The 15,502-nt window shown below is 55.5% G+C and carries 19 protein-coding genes and 1 tRNA gene; 15 read left to right on the top strand and 5 right to left on the bottom strand.

Annotation, left to right across the window (positions count from 1 at the left end):
• Positions 1 to 40 precede the first annotated feature (40 nt).
• The 7 genes from atpA (at position 41) to B9Z42_RS13145 (ending at position 6,403) form a co-directional block, all read left to right on the top strand.
• Complete coding sequence (gene atpA / locus B9Z42_RS13175; RefSeq protein ID WP_100133864.1) at positions 41 to 1,579, top strand: F0F1 ATP synthase subunit alpha; 1,539 nt, start codon at positions 41 to 43, stop codon at positions 1,577 to 1,579.
• A gap of 29 nt (positions 1,580 to 1,608) precedes the next feature.
• Positions 1,609 to 2,475: a F0F1 ATP synthase subunit gamma gene (gene atpG, locus B9Z42_RS13170; protein WP_100133863.1), complete on the top strand. Its 867-nt coding sequence runs from the start codon at positions 1,609 to 1,611 to the stop codon at positions 2,473 to 2,475.
• A 23-nt stretch (positions 2,476 to 2,498) separates the two neighbouring features.
• Complete coding sequence (atpD, locus tag B9Z42_RS13165) at positions 2,499 to 3,926, top strand: F0F1 ATP synthase subunit beta (protein ID WP_100133862.1); 1,428 nt, start codon at positions 2,499 to 2,501, stop codon at positions 3,924 to 3,926.
• Between the two features lie 8 nt (positions 3,927 to 3,934).
• On the top strand, positions 3,935 to 4,351 hold the full coding sequence (locus tag B9Z42_RS13160) for a F0F1 ATP synthase subunit epsilon (RefSeq protein ID WP_100133861.1): 417 nt from the start codon (positions 3,935 to 3,937) through the stop codon (positions 4,349 to 4,351).
• Positions 4,352 to 4,435: 84 nt separating this feature from the next.
• A complete protein-coding gene (locus B9Z42_RS13155) occupies positions 4,436 to 4,885 on the top strand; it encodes a nuclear transport factor 2 family protein (protein ID WP_100133860.1) in 450 nt (149 codons plus the stop codon).
• On the top strand, positions 4,801 to 5,862 hold the full coding sequence (locus B9Z42_RS13150) for a YheT family hydrolase (protein ID WP_369806878.1): 1,062 nt from the start codon (positions 4,801 to 4,803) through the stop codon (positions 5,860 to 5,862). Before B9Z42_RS13155 ends, B9Z42_RS13150 begins: the two co-directional genes overlap by 85 nt.
• Positions 5,863 to 5,872: 10 nt before the next feature.
• Positions 5,873 to 6,403, top strand: coding sequence for a DUF2946 family protein (locus B9Z42_RS13145; protein WP_100133858.1), 531 nt, complete (start codon positions 5,873 to 5,875; stop codon positions 6,401 to 6,403).
• A gap of 47 nt (positions 6,404 to 6,450) precedes the next feature.
• On the opposite strand, the gene B9Z42_RS13140 is transcribed toward B9Z42_RS13145, so the two are convergent.
• A complete protein-coding gene (locus B9Z42_RS13140) occupies positions 6,451 to 6,957 on the bottom strand; it encodes a cytochrome c5 family protein (RefSeq protein WP_100133901.1) in 507 nt (168 codons plus the stop codon).
• A 77-nt stretch (positions 6,958 to 7,034) separates the two neighbouring features.
• Between B9Z42_RS13140 and B9Z42_RS13135 the strand changes: the two genes are divergently transcribed.
• Positions 7,035 to 7,110: transfer RNA gene (locus tag B9Z42_RS13135), tRNA-Arg, on the top strand.
• A gap of 2 nt (positions 7,111 to 7,112) precedes the next feature.
• Here B9Z42_RS13135 and rsmI read toward each other — a convergent pair.
• Positions 7,113 to 8,030 (bottom strand): 16S rRNA (cytidine(1402)-2'-O)-methyltransferase, encoded by a 918-nt coding sequence (gene rsmI, locus B9Z42_RS13130; RefSeq protein ID WP_100133857.1) that lies wholly within the window; start codon positions 8,028 to 8,030, stop codon positions 7,113 to 7,115.
• A gap of 11 nt (positions 8,031 to 8,041) precedes the next feature.
• Here rsmI and B9Z42_RS13125 point away from each other — a divergent pair, with 11 nt between their 5' ends.
• From B9Z42_RS13125 to B9Z42_RS13115, 3 genes are read left to right on the top strand one after another with little or no spacing between them, the layout of a single operon-like run.
• Entirely contained in the window at positions 8,042 to 8,431 is a 390-nt protein-coding gene (locus tag B9Z42_RS13125; protein ID WP_100133856.1) for a YraN family protein, read from the top strand.
• 25 nt (positions 8,432 to 8,456) lie between these two features.
• On the top strand, positions 8,457 to 9,056 hold the full coding sequence (locus B9Z42_RS13120) for a phosphoheptose isomerase (RefSeq protein ID WP_100133855.1): 600 nt from the start codon (positions 8,457 to 8,459) through the stop codon (positions 9,054 to 9,056).
• On the top strand, positions 9,053 to 9,748 hold the full coding sequence (locus B9Z42_RS13115; RefSeq protein ID WP_100133854.1) for a BON domain-containing protein: 696 nt from the start codon (positions 9,053 to 9,055) through the stop codon (positions 9,746 to 9,748). Before B9Z42_RS13120 ends, B9Z42_RS13115 begins: the two co-directional genes overlap by 4 nt.
• Before the next feature lie 91 nt (positions 9,749 to 9,839).
• Here the strand turns inward: B9Z42_RS13115 and B9Z42_RS13110 are convergent, their stop codons facing one another.
• Both B9Z42_RS13110 and B9Z42_RS13105 read right to left on the bottom strand, forming a co-directional pair.
• Positions 9,840 to 10,754, bottom strand: coding sequence for an NAD(P)-dependent oxidoreductase (locus tag B9Z42_RS13110; protein WP_100133853.1), 915 nt, complete (start codon positions 10,752 to 10,754; stop codon positions 9,840 to 9,842).
• Between the two features lie 87 nt (positions 10,755 to 10,841).
• Entirely contained in the window at positions 10,842 to 11,942 is a 1,101-nt protein-coding gene (locus tag B9Z42_RS13105) for a type IV pilus twitching motility protein PilT (RefSeq protein WP_100133852.1), read from the bottom strand.
• A gap of 29 nt (positions 11,943 to 11,971) precedes the next feature.
• Here B9Z42_RS13105 and B9Z42_RS13100 point away from each other — a divergent pair, with 29 nt between their 5' ends.
• From B9Z42_RS13100 to B9Z42_RS13085, 4 genes are read left to right on the top strand one after another with little or no spacing between them, the layout of a single operon-like run.
• Positions 11,972 to 12,694 (top strand): YggS family pyridoxal phosphate-dependent enzyme, encoded by a 723-nt coding sequence (locus tag B9Z42_RS13100; protein WP_100133851.1) that lies wholly within the window; start codon positions 11,972 to 11,974, stop codon positions 12,692 to 12,694.
• Between the two features lie 48 nt (positions 12,695 to 12,742).
• Positions 12,743 to 13,024 (top strand): type II toxin-antitoxin system RelE/ParE family toxin, encoded by a 282-nt coding sequence (locus tag B9Z42_RS13095; protein WP_100133850.1) that lies wholly within the window; start codon positions 12,743 to 12,745, stop codon positions 13,022 to 13,024.
• 11 nt (positions 13,025 to 13,035) lie between these two features.
• The gene (locus B9Z42_RS13090) at positions 13,036 to 13,335 is read left to right on the top strand and encodes a HigA family addiction module antitoxin (protein WP_100133849.1); all 300 of its coding nucleotides are present in this window, start codon (positions 13,036 to 13,038) and stop codon (positions 13,333 to 13,335) included.
• Between the two features lie 23 nt (positions 13,336 to 13,358).
• Positions 13,359 to 13,970: a GNAT family N-acetyltransferase gene (locus B9Z42_RS13085; RefSeq protein ID WP_100133848.1), complete on the top strand. Its 612-nt coding sequence runs from the start codon at positions 13,359 to 13,361 to the stop codon at positions 13,968 to 13,970.
• Here the strand turns inward: B9Z42_RS13085 and B9Z42_RS13080 are convergent.
• A complete protein-coding gene (locus B9Z42_RS13080; RefSeq protein ID WP_100133847.1) occupies positions 13,942 to 15,444 on the bottom strand; it encodes an FAD-linked oxidase C-terminal domain-containing protein in 1,503 nt (500 codons plus the stop codon). The genes B9Z42_RS13085 and B9Z42_RS13080 overlap by 29 nt on opposite strands.
• Between the last annotated feature and the right edge of the window lie 58 nt (positions 15,445 to 15,502).

Here is a 15,502-nt window from a genome sequence, read left to right as displayed (position 1 = left end):
TTGAAAGCAGTTGGCCCTTACAAGAAAGAAGGAAAGAGTCATGCAACTCAATCCAGCAGAAATCTCTGAGCTGATTAAGACTCGTATCGAAGGTTTGGGCACCGATGCCAACGTTCGCAACCAAGGCACCGTTCTTTCGGTGACCGACGGTATCGTTCGCGTGCACGGTCTCTCTGACGCGATGCAAGGCGAAATGTTGGAATTCCCCAACAACACATTCGGTCTGGCCCTGAACCTCGAGCGTGACTCGGTCGGCGCCGTGATCTTGGGTGAGTATGAGCACATCTCCGAAGGCGACATTGTCAAATGTACAGGTCGTATTTTGGAAGTGCCCGTCGGCCCTGAATTGATCGGTCGCGTTGTCAATGCCTTGGGTCAGCCCATTGATGGCAAAGGTCCGATCAACGCCAAGTTGACTGACGTGATCGAGAAAGTTGCGCCAGGCGTGATTGCTCGCGAATCCGTGAGCCAGCCGATGCAAACCGGTTTGAAGTCCATTGACTCCATGGTTCCCGTGGGCCGTGGTCAGCGCGAGTTGATCATTGGTGACCGTCAGACAGGTAAAACTGCTGTCGCGATCGACGCCATCATCAACCAAAAAGGTCAGAACATGACCTGCGTTTACGTCGCGATTGGTCAAAAAGCCTCGTCGATCAAAAACGTGGTGCGCGCTTTGGAACAAGCTGGCGCAATGGAATACACCATCGTGGTGGCAGCTTCTGCCTCTGAATCTGCAGCGATGCAGTACGTGTCTGCCTACTCAGGTTGCACGATGGGCGAATACTTCCGTGACCGTGGCGAAGACGCTTTGATCGTGTATGACGATCTGTCTAAGCAAGCTGTGGCTTACCGTCAAGTGTCTTTGCTGTTGCGTCGCCCACCAGGCCGCGAAGCTTACCCTGGCGACGTGTTCTATCTCCACAGCCGTTTGCTCGAGCGTGCTGCCCGCGTGAACGCCGACTACGTCGAAGCCTTCACCAAAGGCGCTGTCAAAGGCAAAACAGGTTCATTGACCGCTTTGCCAATCATTGAAACCCAAGCTGGTGACGTGTCTGCTTTCGTACCAACTAACGTGATTTCGATCACTGACGGTCAGATCTTCTTGGAAACCTCATTGTTCAACGCTGGTATCCGTCCTGCGATCAACGCCGGTATCTCGGTGTCTCGTGTGGGTGGTGCAGCTCAAACAAAATTGATCAAGAACTTGTCCGGTGGTATCCGTACCGACTTGGCACAGTACCGTGAATTGGCTGCGTTTGCTCAGTTCGCTTCTGACCTCGACGAAGCCACACGTAAACAACTCGACCGCGGTGCTCGCGTGACCGAATTGCTCAAACAAGCTCAGTACAGCCCACAAACCATCAGCTTGATGGGCGCGACTCTGTTTGCTGTCAACAAGGGTTACCTCGACGACATCGACGTCAAGCAAGTTTTGAGCTTTGAACATGGCTTGCATGCTTTCCTCAAGGACAAGCACGCTGCATTGTTGGCCAAATTAGAAGCCGACAAAGCCATGGACAAAGATGCCGAGGCCGACATGAATGCCGCTATCGCAGCATTCAAGAAAACCTTTGCTTAATTCCTACCTGACCACACAAGGAGCCTCTTATGGCAGCAGGTAAGGAAATTCGCGGCAAGATCAAATCGGTGGAAAACACCAAGAAGATCACCAAAGCCATGGAAATGGTGGCCGCGTCAAAAATGCGCAAAGCGCAGGAGCGCATGCGCGCTGCGCGTCCGTACAGCGAGAAAATTCGCCATGTGGCGGCTAACCTTGGCAAAGCCAACCCTGAATACGTTCATCCCTTCATGGTTTTGAACGACGCTAAAGGTGCTGGTTACGTTGTGGTGACGACCGACAAAGGTTTGTGCGGCGGTCTGAACACCAACGTCTTGCGTCTCTTGTCTCACAAGTTGCGCGATATGCAAGCTGAAGGCATGACGGCGCAAGCTGTGGCCATCGGTAACAAAGGTATGGGCTTTTTGAACCGTTCAGGTGTCAAAGTGGTGTCGCATGCGACGCAACTTGGCGATACGCCGCACTTGGACAAGTTGATTGGTCCCGTGAAGGTTTTGCTCGACGCGTATGCGAAGGGTGAAATCAATGCGGTGTATTTGTGCTTCACACGTTTCATCAACACGATGAAACAAGAGGCCGTGGTCGAGAAGCTGTTGCCCTTGTCGGCAAACTTGCTCAAAACCAACGAAGTACACAGCACGTGGGACTACATCTACGAACCCGAGCCGCATGTCGTCATTGACGATTTGTTGATCCGTTACGTGGAAGCCTTGGTCTATCAAGCCGTGGCTGAAAGTATGGCGTCCGAGCAATCGGCACGCATGGTGGCGATGAAGTCCGCGACCGACAACGCTGGGAACGTGATCAACGAACTCAAACTGGTTTACAACAAGACGCGTCAAGCTGCGATTACGAAAGAACTTTCGGAAATCGTTGCCGGTGCGGCTGCTGTCTGATTTTAATTTTTGGAGCAAAAAATATGGCTCATGAGACCACCCACACGAACGCTGGCGTTCAGGGCAAGATTGTTCAATGTATTGGCGCCGTGGTGGACGTCGAGTTTCCACGCAACCAAATGCCTAAGGTGTATGACGCACTGAAGCTTGAGGGTACTGCCCTCACGCTCGAAGTGCAGCAGCAACTCGGTGACGGCATCGTCCGTACCATCGCGTTGGGCACTTCCGACGGTTTGCGTCGTGGTTTGATGGTGACGAATACTGGCGCGGCGATCACCGTTCCCGTCGGTAAAGCCACCCTCGGCCGCATCATGGACGTGTTGGGTAACCCCATCGACGAACGTGGTCCTGTCGACTTGGCACAAACTGCCTCAATTCACCGCAAAGCCCCTGCCTATGACGAACTCAGCCCTTCGCAAGAATTGCTCGAGACCGGCATCAAAGTGATTGACTTGGTCTGCCCATTCGCCAAGGGCGGTAAGGTTGGCTTGTTCGGTGGCGCGGGTGTGGGCAAGACCGTGAACATGATGGAGTTGATCAACAACATCGCTAAAGCGCACAGCGGCTTGTCCGTGTTCGCTGGTGTGGGTGAACGTACCCGTGAAGGTAACGACTTCTACCACGAGATGGCTGACTCTGGCGTTGTGAACCTCGAGAAACTCGAAGAGTCCAAAGTTGCCATGGTTTACGGTCAGATGAACGAGCCTCCAGGCAACCGTTTGCGCGTGGCCTTGACGGGTTTGACCATCGCTGAGTCATTCCGTGACGAAGGCAAAGACGTCTTGTTCTTCGTGGACAACATCTATCGCTACACCTTGGCCGGTACCGAAGTGTCCGCTTTGTTGGGTCGTATGCCTTCTGCTGTGGGTTACCAACCTACATTGGCCGAAGAAATGGGCCGCTTGCAAGAGCGTATTACGTCGACCAAAGTGGGTTCTATCACTTCCATCCAAGCCGTTTACGTGCCTGCCGATGACTTGACCGACCCATCGCCAGCGACCACTTTTGCTCACTTGGACTCCACCGTTGTGTTGTCTCGTGACATCGCTTCATTGGGTATCTACCCAGCTGTGGATCCATTGGACTCCACCAGCCGTCAGTTGGACCCCTTGGTTGTGGGCGAAGAGCACTACGCCACAGCTCGTGCTGTGCAAGGCACTTTGCAACGCTACAAAGAATTGCGTGACATCATCGCGATTTTGGGTATGGACGAATTGGCACCTGAAGACAAGCTGGCTGTGGCTCGCGCTCGTAAGATCCAACGTTTCTTGTCGCAGCCTTTCCACGTGGCTGAAGTGTTCACTGGCTCGCCCGGTAAATACGTCACCTTGGCTGAAACGATTCGTGGCTTCAAGATGATTGTGAACGGCGAGTGTGACCACCTGCCAGAACAAGCCTTCTACATGGTCGGTACCATCGACGAAGCGTTCGAAAAAGCTAAGAAGATCTGAGAGATCCTATGAGTACCATCCACGTTGATGTCGTCAGTGCAGAAGAGTTAATCTTCTCCGGCGAAGCCACTTTTGTGGCTTTGCCTGGCGAGGCGGGTGAGCTCGGTATTTATCCGCGCCACACCCCGCTGATCTCGCGCATCCGAGCTGGTTCGGTGCGTATTCAAACTGCAGATGGTGGTGAAGAGTTTGTGTTCGTAGCAGGTGGCATTATTGAAGTGCAACCTGATTGCGTCACCGTCTTGACTGACACCGCAGTTCGCGGCAAAGACTTGGACGAAGAAAAAGCCAACGCTGCCAAATTAGCCGCTTTAGAAGCGGTTAAAAATGCCAAAGGCGAAGTTGATTTAGCGCTTGCACAATCTGAGCTCGCTATTTTGGCTGCTGAGTTGTCTGCTTTGCGTCGCTTCCGCGCTAAAAAGTAAACAGCATCAAACTGCAACTTGCAAAAGCCCTTGTCTCAGGACAAGGGCTTTTTCATTTGGCAGAAATCAAGCGACAATTTAGAGATGCAAAAAGCCAAAATTCAAGCTGCCACGATCGGTGGAAGTGCCGATGAAATAGAAGCACAGTTCTACGAGGCCTTGCAGCAGGGTGACATTGTTCAGTTGATGGCTTGCTGGGCAGATGAGGACGAAGTCATTTGCATACACCCAGGTGGGCCACGGTTGATTGGAACTGCCTCAATCCGTGCCGCATTTGAAGCTATGTTTACGAGCGGTCGTATTGCTGCACGGCCCGAACAGATCAGCAAAGTGGAGTCACTCACCAGTGCGATGCACAACGTGGTCGAACGGGTTGCCGTCTTGACTGCAGAAGGGCCACAAGAGGCCGTGGTGATCGCCACCAACGTCTATCAGCGGACACCACAAGGGTGGAGAATGGTCGCGCACCATGCCAGTCCAGGCACCTTGGCTGTGCAGCAAGGGCCGCTCTCATCGTCTCAGGTTTTGCATTGAGTTGGAATTACAAAGCGCCTTGGTGGCTACCAGGTGGAAATTTACAAACAATTTACGCAGCCAAAGTTGCGCGACAACATCAACCTACCGGTATTCAATGGTCGCGAGAGCGGTGGACAGCACCAGACGGCGACTTCATCGACGTTGATTGGCTCATCCATCCATTTGTTCAAAAAGACGCACCACTTTTGGTGTTGTTTCACGGCTTAGAAGGTTCTTCAAACAGCCACTACGCACAAGCATTTGCGGGCGAAGTGCAGCAACGCGGTTGGCGTCTTGCCATGCCTCATTTCAGAGGTTGCAGCGGTGAGTTGAACCTCTCACCCCGCGCCTACCATTCCGGTGATCACGAAGAAATAGGCTGGTTGTTGTCGAAATTTCGTAAGACACATGATGCTGCCATGTACGCTGTCGGCATATCTCTTGGCGGCAACGCGCTGATGCGTTGGGCAGGTGAGCAGGGGCATGCTGCATCGGCCGAGATTGATGGGATTGCATCCGTATGTTCGCCCCTTGACCTCGCAGCCAGCGGACACGCGATTGACCGTGGTTTTAACAAACGCGTGTACGCGCGCATGTTTTTAGCGAGTATGAAACCGCGGGCCTTGCAAAAGTTGAATCAATTTCCGGGATTGTTCGACCCACATGCACTTATGCGTGTCGATACGCTTTACGGTTTTGACAACATCTTCACAGCACCGCTGCATGGCTTCAAAGATACAAATGATTATTGGAGCAGAGCCTCAGCCAAGCGAGACCTCGCCAGCGTTCGCGTCCCTGCCTTGGTTTTGAATGCACGCAACGATCCGTTCATTCCAGCAAGCAGCCTACCCAAATTTGAAGAGGTCAGCGATTGGGTGCAGTTGTGGCAACCCAACGCCGGTGGACACGTGGGCTTCACGGGAGGCACATTTCCGGGGCACTTGTCAGACATGCCAAAAGCTGTTGTGGAATGGTTAAAACAAGTTTCTATTTAAAAGGATCGTCATGGACGACATCGTCAAACAAGCTATCGCTAAATGGCCTCATGTTCCAGACTGCTTTGGTTGGCTAGGTTTAGACGCGCGGGGTGATTGGTACATGCGGGATGACACAGTGCAGGCTCTAGGTAATTTCACACAAAGCAAGGGCTCTCGGCTGCAGCACGAAAAACTCATCGACTTCATTGCGCGCAACTACGAATCCGATACGCTTGGCCGTTGGTTTTTTCAAAATGGACCACAGCGTGTGTATGTCGAGTTAGAAGCCACACCTTGGATATGGCGAATACAAGCTGACGGGAGCCTGCAAACACACACAGGACGAGCCGCGCGCATTCAGCGGTGTTGTGTCGATGAGGCGGGTTATTTGTACATAGACACTGAGCTGGGCTTTGGCTTGGTGCACACACAAGACATGCATTTGGTTCTGAGGCCAATTGAGGAAGGATTATGGGTGCCGCAAGAGGTGTCACGTGCTTCTTTGGCTCAGCAATTTGGCTACGTAAGAAGTCCGCAGGCAGCGATAGAAAAGAAATAACAGACGAAAAAAAACCGGCCTAAGCCGGTTTGATGGACAAGCGCCAATTACTTGGCTTCAGCCTTCTTTGGGTCGGTGAATTTTGCACCCGCTTCGTTGGCCATGTAGACGACGGCACGACCTATTTCGAGGTCGTCAAAGTCGCCACCACCTTGTGCACCCATGGCACCCTTGCCCTTCAGCGCTGAGGTCAGCAGAGCGTCGTAACCCTTGCCCAAGCGAGGCGCCCAAGCGGCCTTATCACCGACTTTAGGGGCACCCGCAGCGCCAGAAACGTGACAAGCCGCGCACTGAGCCTTGAACACCTCAACACCAGCCTTCAGCTCGCGGTTGGCATCGCGAATTTCAACAGAGCCGACCTTCTGAATACGAGTTGCGATAGCTTCTGGTGAGGTGGACGAACCTGCCTGAGGCATGTTGTCGGTGGTTACAAAATAAACCAAACCAATGATGATGAAAATAGGCAACACAAAGGAGTAACCCACCATCATTAAGAACTGTTTAGGGGTTTTGACCGGTCCGGTGTGATCTTCTTCGTGGTGGTTGTCGCTCATGATGAATGTGTCCTTAGGAATCAACTTTTAAACTCCTTCAATTATAGCGGGGCCTTACAATGCAAATTGACTCGCATGCGGCTGTAGCTCAGTGGATAGAGTATTGGCCTCCGAAGCCAAGGGTCGTGGGTTCGATCCCCGCCAGCCGCACCATTTCAGCCTTCGCTTTGCGCCTTCAGCACCAAGGCCCGCTCATACAAAGCGTTACGCGCCTCACCCGTCAAATCAGCAGCCAGTTTGACGGCAGTTTTTAGCGGCAATTCAGCCATCAACAGCGTCAACACGCGGTCGTTGTCGGAACCTGTTTCCACCTCTTGAACTTGCGCGTGCACGACCAAAGCGAACTCACCGCGTGTGCGTTGCGGACTGGCTTGGATCCACGCGCTCAGATCTTGTGCAGCGACGGTGGCAATTTCTTCGAACTGCTTCGTCAACTCGCGACCAACAGTCAGGGGGCGTGTACCCAGCTGTGCGAGCGCTGCGGCAAGGGCTTCGATGCGGTGTGGCGCTTCAAGCAGAACTTGGGTGCGCGGCTCTTCTTTGAGAACTTCAACCGCATGCATGCGCTCGGTAGCTTTGGAGGGCAGAAACCCGATGAACACAAAGCCCGACGAGTCATGCGCAGGCGTGCCACACGCACTCAGTAATGCAGTCACACTGCTGGCACCGGGCAGCGGAATCACGCGGTGGCCTGCCAGTTGCACTTGCCACGCCAAGCGCGCGCCTGGGTCGCTCACAGCGGGTGTGCCCGCATCACTGACATAGGCCACGCGCTGGCCAGCTTGTAAACGGCGCACCACCTCTTGTGCGGCTTCTGCTTCGTTGTGTTGGTGCACGGCCAGCCAATGCGCGGAGCCCTTGTCGATGCCATAGGCACGTAACAAGGTTTGGCTGTGCCGGGTGTCTTCACAGGCCAAGGTGTCGCATAAGCTCAAGGTGTGCAGCGCACGCAGGCTGATGTCGGCCAAATTACCAATCGGCGTGGCCACGACGAACAAAGCCCCCGTGGGGTAGTGCTGCGTAGCGGCGGCGGCGTGGGCTGCCGTCAAGGCGGAATCAAAATTGGCGCTCATCAGGGAGATCTATGGACAAGCTCAAGGTCGACAACACCAAGGATGCGACCACCAAGCAAAAAGGGGATGCGGCTGAAGACCGCGCCTTGCATCACCTGCAAGCGAAGGGCTTGAAGCTGGTGCAACGCAATTATCGAACGCCCGGGCGCGGCGGCGGCGAAATAGATTTAATTCTTCGTGACCGCGATGGCACCTTGGTCTTTGTCGAGGTCCGACAACGCGGAAGTCGCACCCATGGCGGAGCATTGGCCAGCATCACGTCGGCAAAGCAACGCCGCATTGTGTTTGCGGCTCGGCACTATTTGATGCGCTTGCATCAAGAGCCACCATGTCGCTTTGATGTGGTGGCGTTTGAGGCGGATGGCCTGCATTGGTACCCCGCAGCGTTTGACGCGGCATGATGGGCACAAAAGGTATCATTCCGGCATGTTAGAGCAACGCATTGAGCAACACTTCATCGACAGCGCCGACTTGAAATACCAAGCCGCACAAGTCTTGTCTAAACCTATTGCATCTGCTGTCTCTGCGGTGCTGGCCAGTGTCACCAGTGGTGGCAAGGTGCTAGCTTGCGGTAACGGTGGATCAGCCGCAGATGCGCAGCACTTTGCGGCTGAGTTTGTGGGCCGATTTGAGCGCGAACGTCCCGAACTGGGGGCTATTGCGCTCACCACGGACAGTTCCATCATCACGGCCATCGCCAACGACTACAACTTTGAACAAATCTTTGCCAAGCAAGTGCGTGCGTTGGGGCAGTCGGGCGATGTGCTGTTGGCCATCACCACCAGCGGCAGTTCACCCAATGTCTTGGCCGCCATTCAAGCCGCCCACGAGCGAGACATGACGGTGGTCGCCCTGACCGGCAAAGGTGGTGGAAAAATGGGTCAAGCCCTGCGCGAAACCGACGTGCATATTTGTGTGCCGCACGACCGTACAGCGCGAATTCAAGAAGTGCATTTGCTAACCATCCATTGCATTTGTGATGGCGTGGACACGCAGTTGCTTGGTGATCAAGAAGGAAACGAATGACTATGAAAAACACAAGCCAAAAACTACTCACCGTTCTTGCCCTCACCTTGGGCCTGTCCGCCTGCGCCCCCGTGATGTTGGGCGGCATGATGGGCGGCGCGATGGTCGCCAGTGACCGCCGAACCACCGGCATTCAACTCGAAGACGAGGGCATTGAGCAACGCAGCGCTTCAGCCCGCAATGAGAACTTTGGCAACAAAGAACATGTCAACTTCACCAGCTACAACCGCCAAGTGTTGATCACAGGTGAGGTGTCCAGCGACCGTGTGCGTCAACAAGTGGAGCAACTGATCGGTCGCGTTGAAAACGTCCGCTTGGTCGCCAACGAATTGGCTGTGGGGCCCGCCTCCAGCTTTGCCGACCGTTCAAACGACGTGTTGCTAGTGGCCAAGGTCAAAGCCGCCATGGTCGACAGCGAAGACGTGTTCGCCACCGTGTACAAGGTGGTGGCCGAGCGCGGCACGGTGTATCTGATGGGCCGCGTGACGCAGCGCGAAGCCAATCGTGCCACTGATGTGGTCCGTGGCGTGAGTGGCGTCAAGCGCGTGGTGAAGGTGTTCGAATACATCACTGAAGATGAGCTGCGTGCCATGCAACCCAGACGCAGCACCTCGCTGGAACAACCACCCAGCAAGCCTGTTTCGCTGGCTCCACCCGTCAGCGGTGGCGCTGTGGTTACGCCCATCAAATAATCAGCTTCAAACTTGATGCGCCCGGATCAATGGGCATAAAAAAGCCGCGCAGTTCGAATAGAACTGCGCGGCTTTTGTTTGATCTACTGGTTTATTTCAAGCGCTTGATGAGGCTCGATGTATCCCAGCGGTTGCCACCCATTTGCTGTACTTCGCCGTAGAACTGATCGACCATTTTGGTGACTGGCAACACGGCGCCGTTGCGCTGGGCTTCGTCAAACACCAGACCTAAATCTTTGCGCATCCAGTCGACGGCAAAACCGAAATCGAACTTGTCGGCCACCATGGTTTTGCCGCGGTTGTCGAGTTGCCAGCTTTGCGCAGCACCTTTGCCAATCACGTCGAGCACCAAGTTCATGTCAAGGCCCGCTTTGGAGCCGAAGGCGATCGCCTCGCTCAAGCCTTGCACCAAGCCCGCGATACAAATTTGGTTCACCATTTTGGTGAGCTGGCCAGCACCAGGCTCGCCCATCAACGTGAAGGCGCGTGAGAACGCCATGGCTACGGGTTTGACCTGCTCAAACACAGTTGCATCGCCGCCGCACATGACGGTCAACAGGCCGTTTTGCGCGCCACCTTGGCCGCCCGAGACGGGCGCGTCGATGAAGTGAATGCCGAGGTTTTTGGCCGCTGCATAGATCTCGCGTGCCACATCGGCTGATGCCGTGGTGTGGTCCACCAAGATCGTGCCGGGCTCCATACCTGCCAAGGCACCGTCGGCACCGAAGATGACCGAGCGCAAGTCGTTGTCATTGCCCACACAGCAAAACACAATACGTGCGCCTTTGGCGGCTTCGCGAGGTGTCAAAGCGCTTTTTGGCGATGAGCTGTTGGCAAACTCGGCCACCCAAGCCTCAGCCTTGGCGGGCGAGCGGTTGTAAACAGTCACGGCATGGCCGGCGCTGGCCAAGTGGCCCGCCATGGGGTAGCCCATGACGCCCATGCCAATGAAGGCGACTGGGGTGGAGGTGGCAGATTCGTAGGTTTTGGCGTTGATGCTGGACATGGTTATTTCGTTAAAAACTTGGGTTGAAAGTGCGCTGAATCATAGGGGCTGTGAGGACTCTGTGCTGTCACCTCGGTCATCGCCGACCTAAGCTGCTGCGATACGCCCCTTGGCACGCGCCTCTTGAAGCGCCTGCGCCATGGTTTGCATGCCGTGCGCCGCACCCGTTTGCTGCGCGCTTTGCATTTGCGCGGTTTTGCCTTCTCGAATCAGGTTGCGAATAGCCGTGGTGGCCACCAAGGTTTCAAACACGGCACATCGTGTCGATGGCGCGCTTCCTGTGTGTTGCGGCGCTGCGGGACACAAGGTTTGCGTGATCACACCGACCAAGGCCTCACTGAGTTGCGTGCGCACCAACGCCTTTTCATGCGCGTCAAACACATCGACGATGCGGTCCACACTCGCTGCCGCGCTGCGGGTGTGCAAACTGGCCAGCACCAAGTGACCCGTTTCTGCCGCGGTGAGTGCCAAGCGGATGGTGTCGAGGTCACGCAGCTCGCCCACCAAAATCACATCGGGGTCTTCGCGCAAAGCGGCACGTAGCGCGTGTGCAAAGCTGTGGCTGTGCGTGCCGATTTCGCGTTGGGTGATGACGCATTGCGCTGAGGTATGCACAAACTCGATCGGGTCTTCCAGCGTCACGATGTGTTGCTGCGTGGTGGTGTTCAGGTGCTGCACCATGGCGGCCAAGGTGGTCGACTTGCCCGAACCCGTGGGGCCAGTGACCAGCAACAAGCCAACTTGCTTCAGCAACTCAGGCAGCACCCGTGGCGTCTGCAAAGCGTCCAGCGTGGGCGTGTGCTGGGGGATGTGTCGCAGCACCGCGCCGCAGCCATGTTGTTGCATGAACGCATTGGCTCTGAAGCGGCCTAAGCCCTCGACAGCAAACGCAAAGTCGACCTCATGTCCTTTGGCGAAGCGGGCTTGTGCAGGTGCGTCCATCAGCGGGGTCAAAAGCGCGAGCAAGGCCTCGTGTGTGAGTGACGCTGTACTTGTCTGTGACGATGGGGAGGTGTTCGGCTGCAATGAGGTGGTTTCGTCGGCTAGCGCTGCACCGCTGCCCAGTGGTACCAAAGCGCCCATCGCCCGAGCCATGGGCGGCAAGCCCGCAGACAGATGCAAGTCCGAAGCGTGTTGCGCCACGGCTAGGCGCAGCAACGTGTTCAGGTGTGAGGGTGTGGGCGGCATGCAGGGCTCCTTGTTAAAGTTGACCCAAGATGAAAAACACAGATACAGATACACAGTTGCGCGACAAGCTCAGCGCCGTGCAAGCGCGCATCGCGGCGGCTTGCTTGGCCAGCGGTCGCAACGTCGATGCCGTGCAATTGCTGGCCGTCTCCAAAACCTTCAGCGCCGACGATGTGTGCCAAGTGGCAGCCTGTGGTCAGCGCGATTTTGGAGAGAACTACATCCAAGAAGGGGTAGACAAAATCACCGCTTTGCAAGGTATAGCCCCCGCCTTGGTGTGGCACTGCATCGGTCCCATCCAAAGCAACAAAACCAAACTTGTGGCCGAGCACTTCGACTGGGCGCACACGGTGGATCGTCTCAAAATCGCGCAGCGCTTGAGCGACCAACGCCCCGCAAACCTAGCGCCGTTGAACGTGTGCCTGCAAGTCAACATCGATGGCGGCGAAACCAAATCTGGCATCGCCCCTGCTGATGTTCTGGCGCTGGCTGCTGAAGTGGCCAAGCTGCCCCGCGTGGTTTTACGCGGCCTCATGACCATCCCCGACCCCGTGGAAGGCTTTGACGCGCAGGTGGCCGTGCACGCCAAAGCACGCGCCTTGTTTGACGACGTGAAAGCCGCATTGAACCTGCCCCAGTTCGACACCCTGTCGATGGGCATGACCGGCGACCTAGAGGCCGCCGTGCAGGCCGGCAGCACGATGGTGCGGGTGGGGACGGCGATATTTGGTGGGCGGACTTACGTCGCTTGATTTGCGTAGCTATTTGACATTAATCATGCGTAGCGTTACTATTCGCGTATGGCGATCAAGTCTTTCAAATGCTTAGATACACAAAAGCTGTTTGATGGCAAACGCGTGGCGCGTTGGGTCAACATCGAGCGGCCGGCTTTGCGCAAGTTAGAGCAGCTGGATTGGTCAAGCGTGTTGGATGACTTGCGAGCGCCGCCTGGAAACAGACTCGAAGCCCTCAAGGGCAATCGAAAAGGCCAGTACAGCATTCGAATCAGCGACCAGTGGCGCCTCTGTTTCAAATGGGGCGCGGAAGGCGCATTTGATGTGGAAATCGTGGACTACCACTGAGGTGAAATGACATGAGAAAAGTTGCACCCGTTACCCCCGGCGAAATGTTGGAAGAAGAATTCCTTAAGCCTTTGGGCTTGAGTAAATATCGACTTGCCAAAGAAATTGGCGTTCCCGCTCAACGCATTGGCGAAATCGTGGCGGGCAAACGATCCATCACTGCTGATACCGATCTGCGTTTGTGCCGTTACTTTGGCTTGAGCGATGGTTGGTGGTTGCGCGGTCAAACCAACTACGACATGGCAATTGCACGTGAGTCGATGGGTGAAGCGTTGGCGAAGATTCAACGCTGCACTTTGCTGGGGGCTTAACGCTCTCGAATTTCAAATCACAGATGACCGAGACGCTCAGTGTTTCGTTGAGAGGCCGTTTTGTCGTCCTTGAGCCTTTGACGCATTCACATGTCGATGGGCTCAAAGACTCCGTGACTGACGGCGAGCTTTGGCATCTTTGGTATGCCAATGTGCCATCGCCCAAAGAGATGACGAGCTATGTCGATGCGGCTATAAAAGCATCGACCAATGGCAATATGGTTTTTGTAGTCAGAGACCTCCAAACGCAAAAAGTTGTAGGTACAACCCGCTTTTACAACGTAGAACCAGCGCACAAGCGAGGGTTGATTGGTTACACCTGGTATGCCAAATCCGCGCAAGGCACGGCGATCAACACAGAAGCCAAATATCTGTTGATGCAATATTGGTTTGAGGTGCAACAAGCAAATGCGGTGGAGTTCCGCACGCACTTTTTCAACGAAGCATCGCGCCGTGCGATTGAGCGTCTTGGCGCTAAGCAAGACGGCATCTTGAGAAGCCATCAAATTTTGAAAGACGGCTCAGTTCGCGACACGGTGGTTTACTCCATCATCGCGAGTGAATGGCCTGCCGTTAAAAACAACTTGCAGGCCAAGTTGGACAAATTTAGAAGCGCGGCAAATCCGGATGCTTAATCTGCCCCGCACGCACCAACATCTTGCCGTATTCGGCACAGCGGTGCAGGGTGGGGATGACCTTGCCAGGGTTGAGTAGCCCCTTGCTGTCAAAGGCGCGCTTCACGCCAAACATCTGCTCGTTTTCTTCGGCGCTGAACTGCACACACATGCTGTTCACCTTCTCGATGCCCACGCCGTGCTCACCCGTGACCGTTCCACCCATGGCCACGCTGGTTTCCAAGATGTCTGCGCCAAATTGTTCGCAGCGGTGCATTTGGTCGGGGTCGTTGGCATCAAACAGAATCAGCGGGTGCAAGTTGCCATCGCCTGCATGGAACACGTTCAAGCAGCGCAGCTGGTATTTTTTTTCCATCTCGCTGATGGCTTCCAAAATGTCAGCCAAACGCTTGCGCGGAATGGTGCTGTCCATGCACATGTAGTCGGGGCTGATGCGGCCCGAGGCGGGGAACGCGTTTTTGCGACCGCTCCAAAACTTCATGCGTTGCGCTTCGTCGCGGCTCACGGTGATGGCGGTTGCGCCACAGCCGCGCAGAACGTCGCTCATGCGGCCAATTTCTTCTTCCACCTCTTCGGGCGTGCCGTCGCTCTCGCACAGCAAAATCGCGGCGGCGCTGAGGTCGTAGTCGGCGTGGACAAAGTCTTCCACGGCGGCGGTCATGGGGCCGTCCATCATCTCTAAGCCGGCGGGGATGATGCCTGCAGCAATCACCGCAGCCACGGCATCGCCCGCTTTGCGAACGTCGTCAAAGCTGGCCATGATGCAACGTGCTAACTGTGGTTTGGGCACGAGTTTGACGGTGACTTCGGTGGTTACCGCCAACATGCCTTCGCTGCCCACGACCACTGGCAACAAGTCGAGGCCCGGGGCGTCGAGGGCGTCGCCGCCAAACTCAACGGGGTCGCCTTCCACGGTGAAGCCTTTGACCTTGAGCACGTTGTGCACAGTGAGGCCGTATTTCAAACAATGCACGCCACCCGAGTTCTCGGCCACGTTGCCACCGATGGTGCAGGCAATCTGGCTGGACGGGTCAGGCGCGTAATACAACCCAAACTTAGACACCGCTTCGCTGATAGCCAGGTTGCGCACACCGCACTGGACCACCGCAGTTCGTGCGAAGGGGTCGATGTTGAGAATTTGGTTGAACTTGGCCAGCGACAGCGTCACACCTAGGGTGTGCGGCATGGCGCCACCCGAGAGGCCCGTGCCAGCACCGCGTGCGACCACGGGCACATCGAGCGCATAACAGGCTTTGAGCACAGCTTGCACTTGATCCACCGTCTCTGGCAAGGCTACGCACATGGGTCGAGCGCGGTAGGCGGTGAGGCCATCGCACTCGTAAGGCACGGTATCTTCAAGGGTGTAGAGCAGGGCGTGCTGGGGCAGCACTTGCAGCAGGGCTTGCACGACTTGCGCTTGACGTTCCGCGCGGGCTAAGGTGTTTTGCTGGTCGATCGTGAGTGGGGCGTTCATGTGGCTCACTTTAAGGCAAAACGCGGACGCGGCGCGTGAAGAAAGTTACACCGTCGAT

The organism is Limnohabitans sp. B9-3 (assembly GCF_002778325.1).
In the GTDB taxonomy this organism is placed as follows: domain Bacteria; phylum Pseudomonadota; class Gammaproteobacteria; order Burkholderiales; family Burkholderiaceae_C; genus Limnohabitans; species Limnohabitans kasalickyi.
Note: the sequence above shows the minus strand (reverse complement) of the source record. Positions and strands in the feature narration are given on the sequence as shown.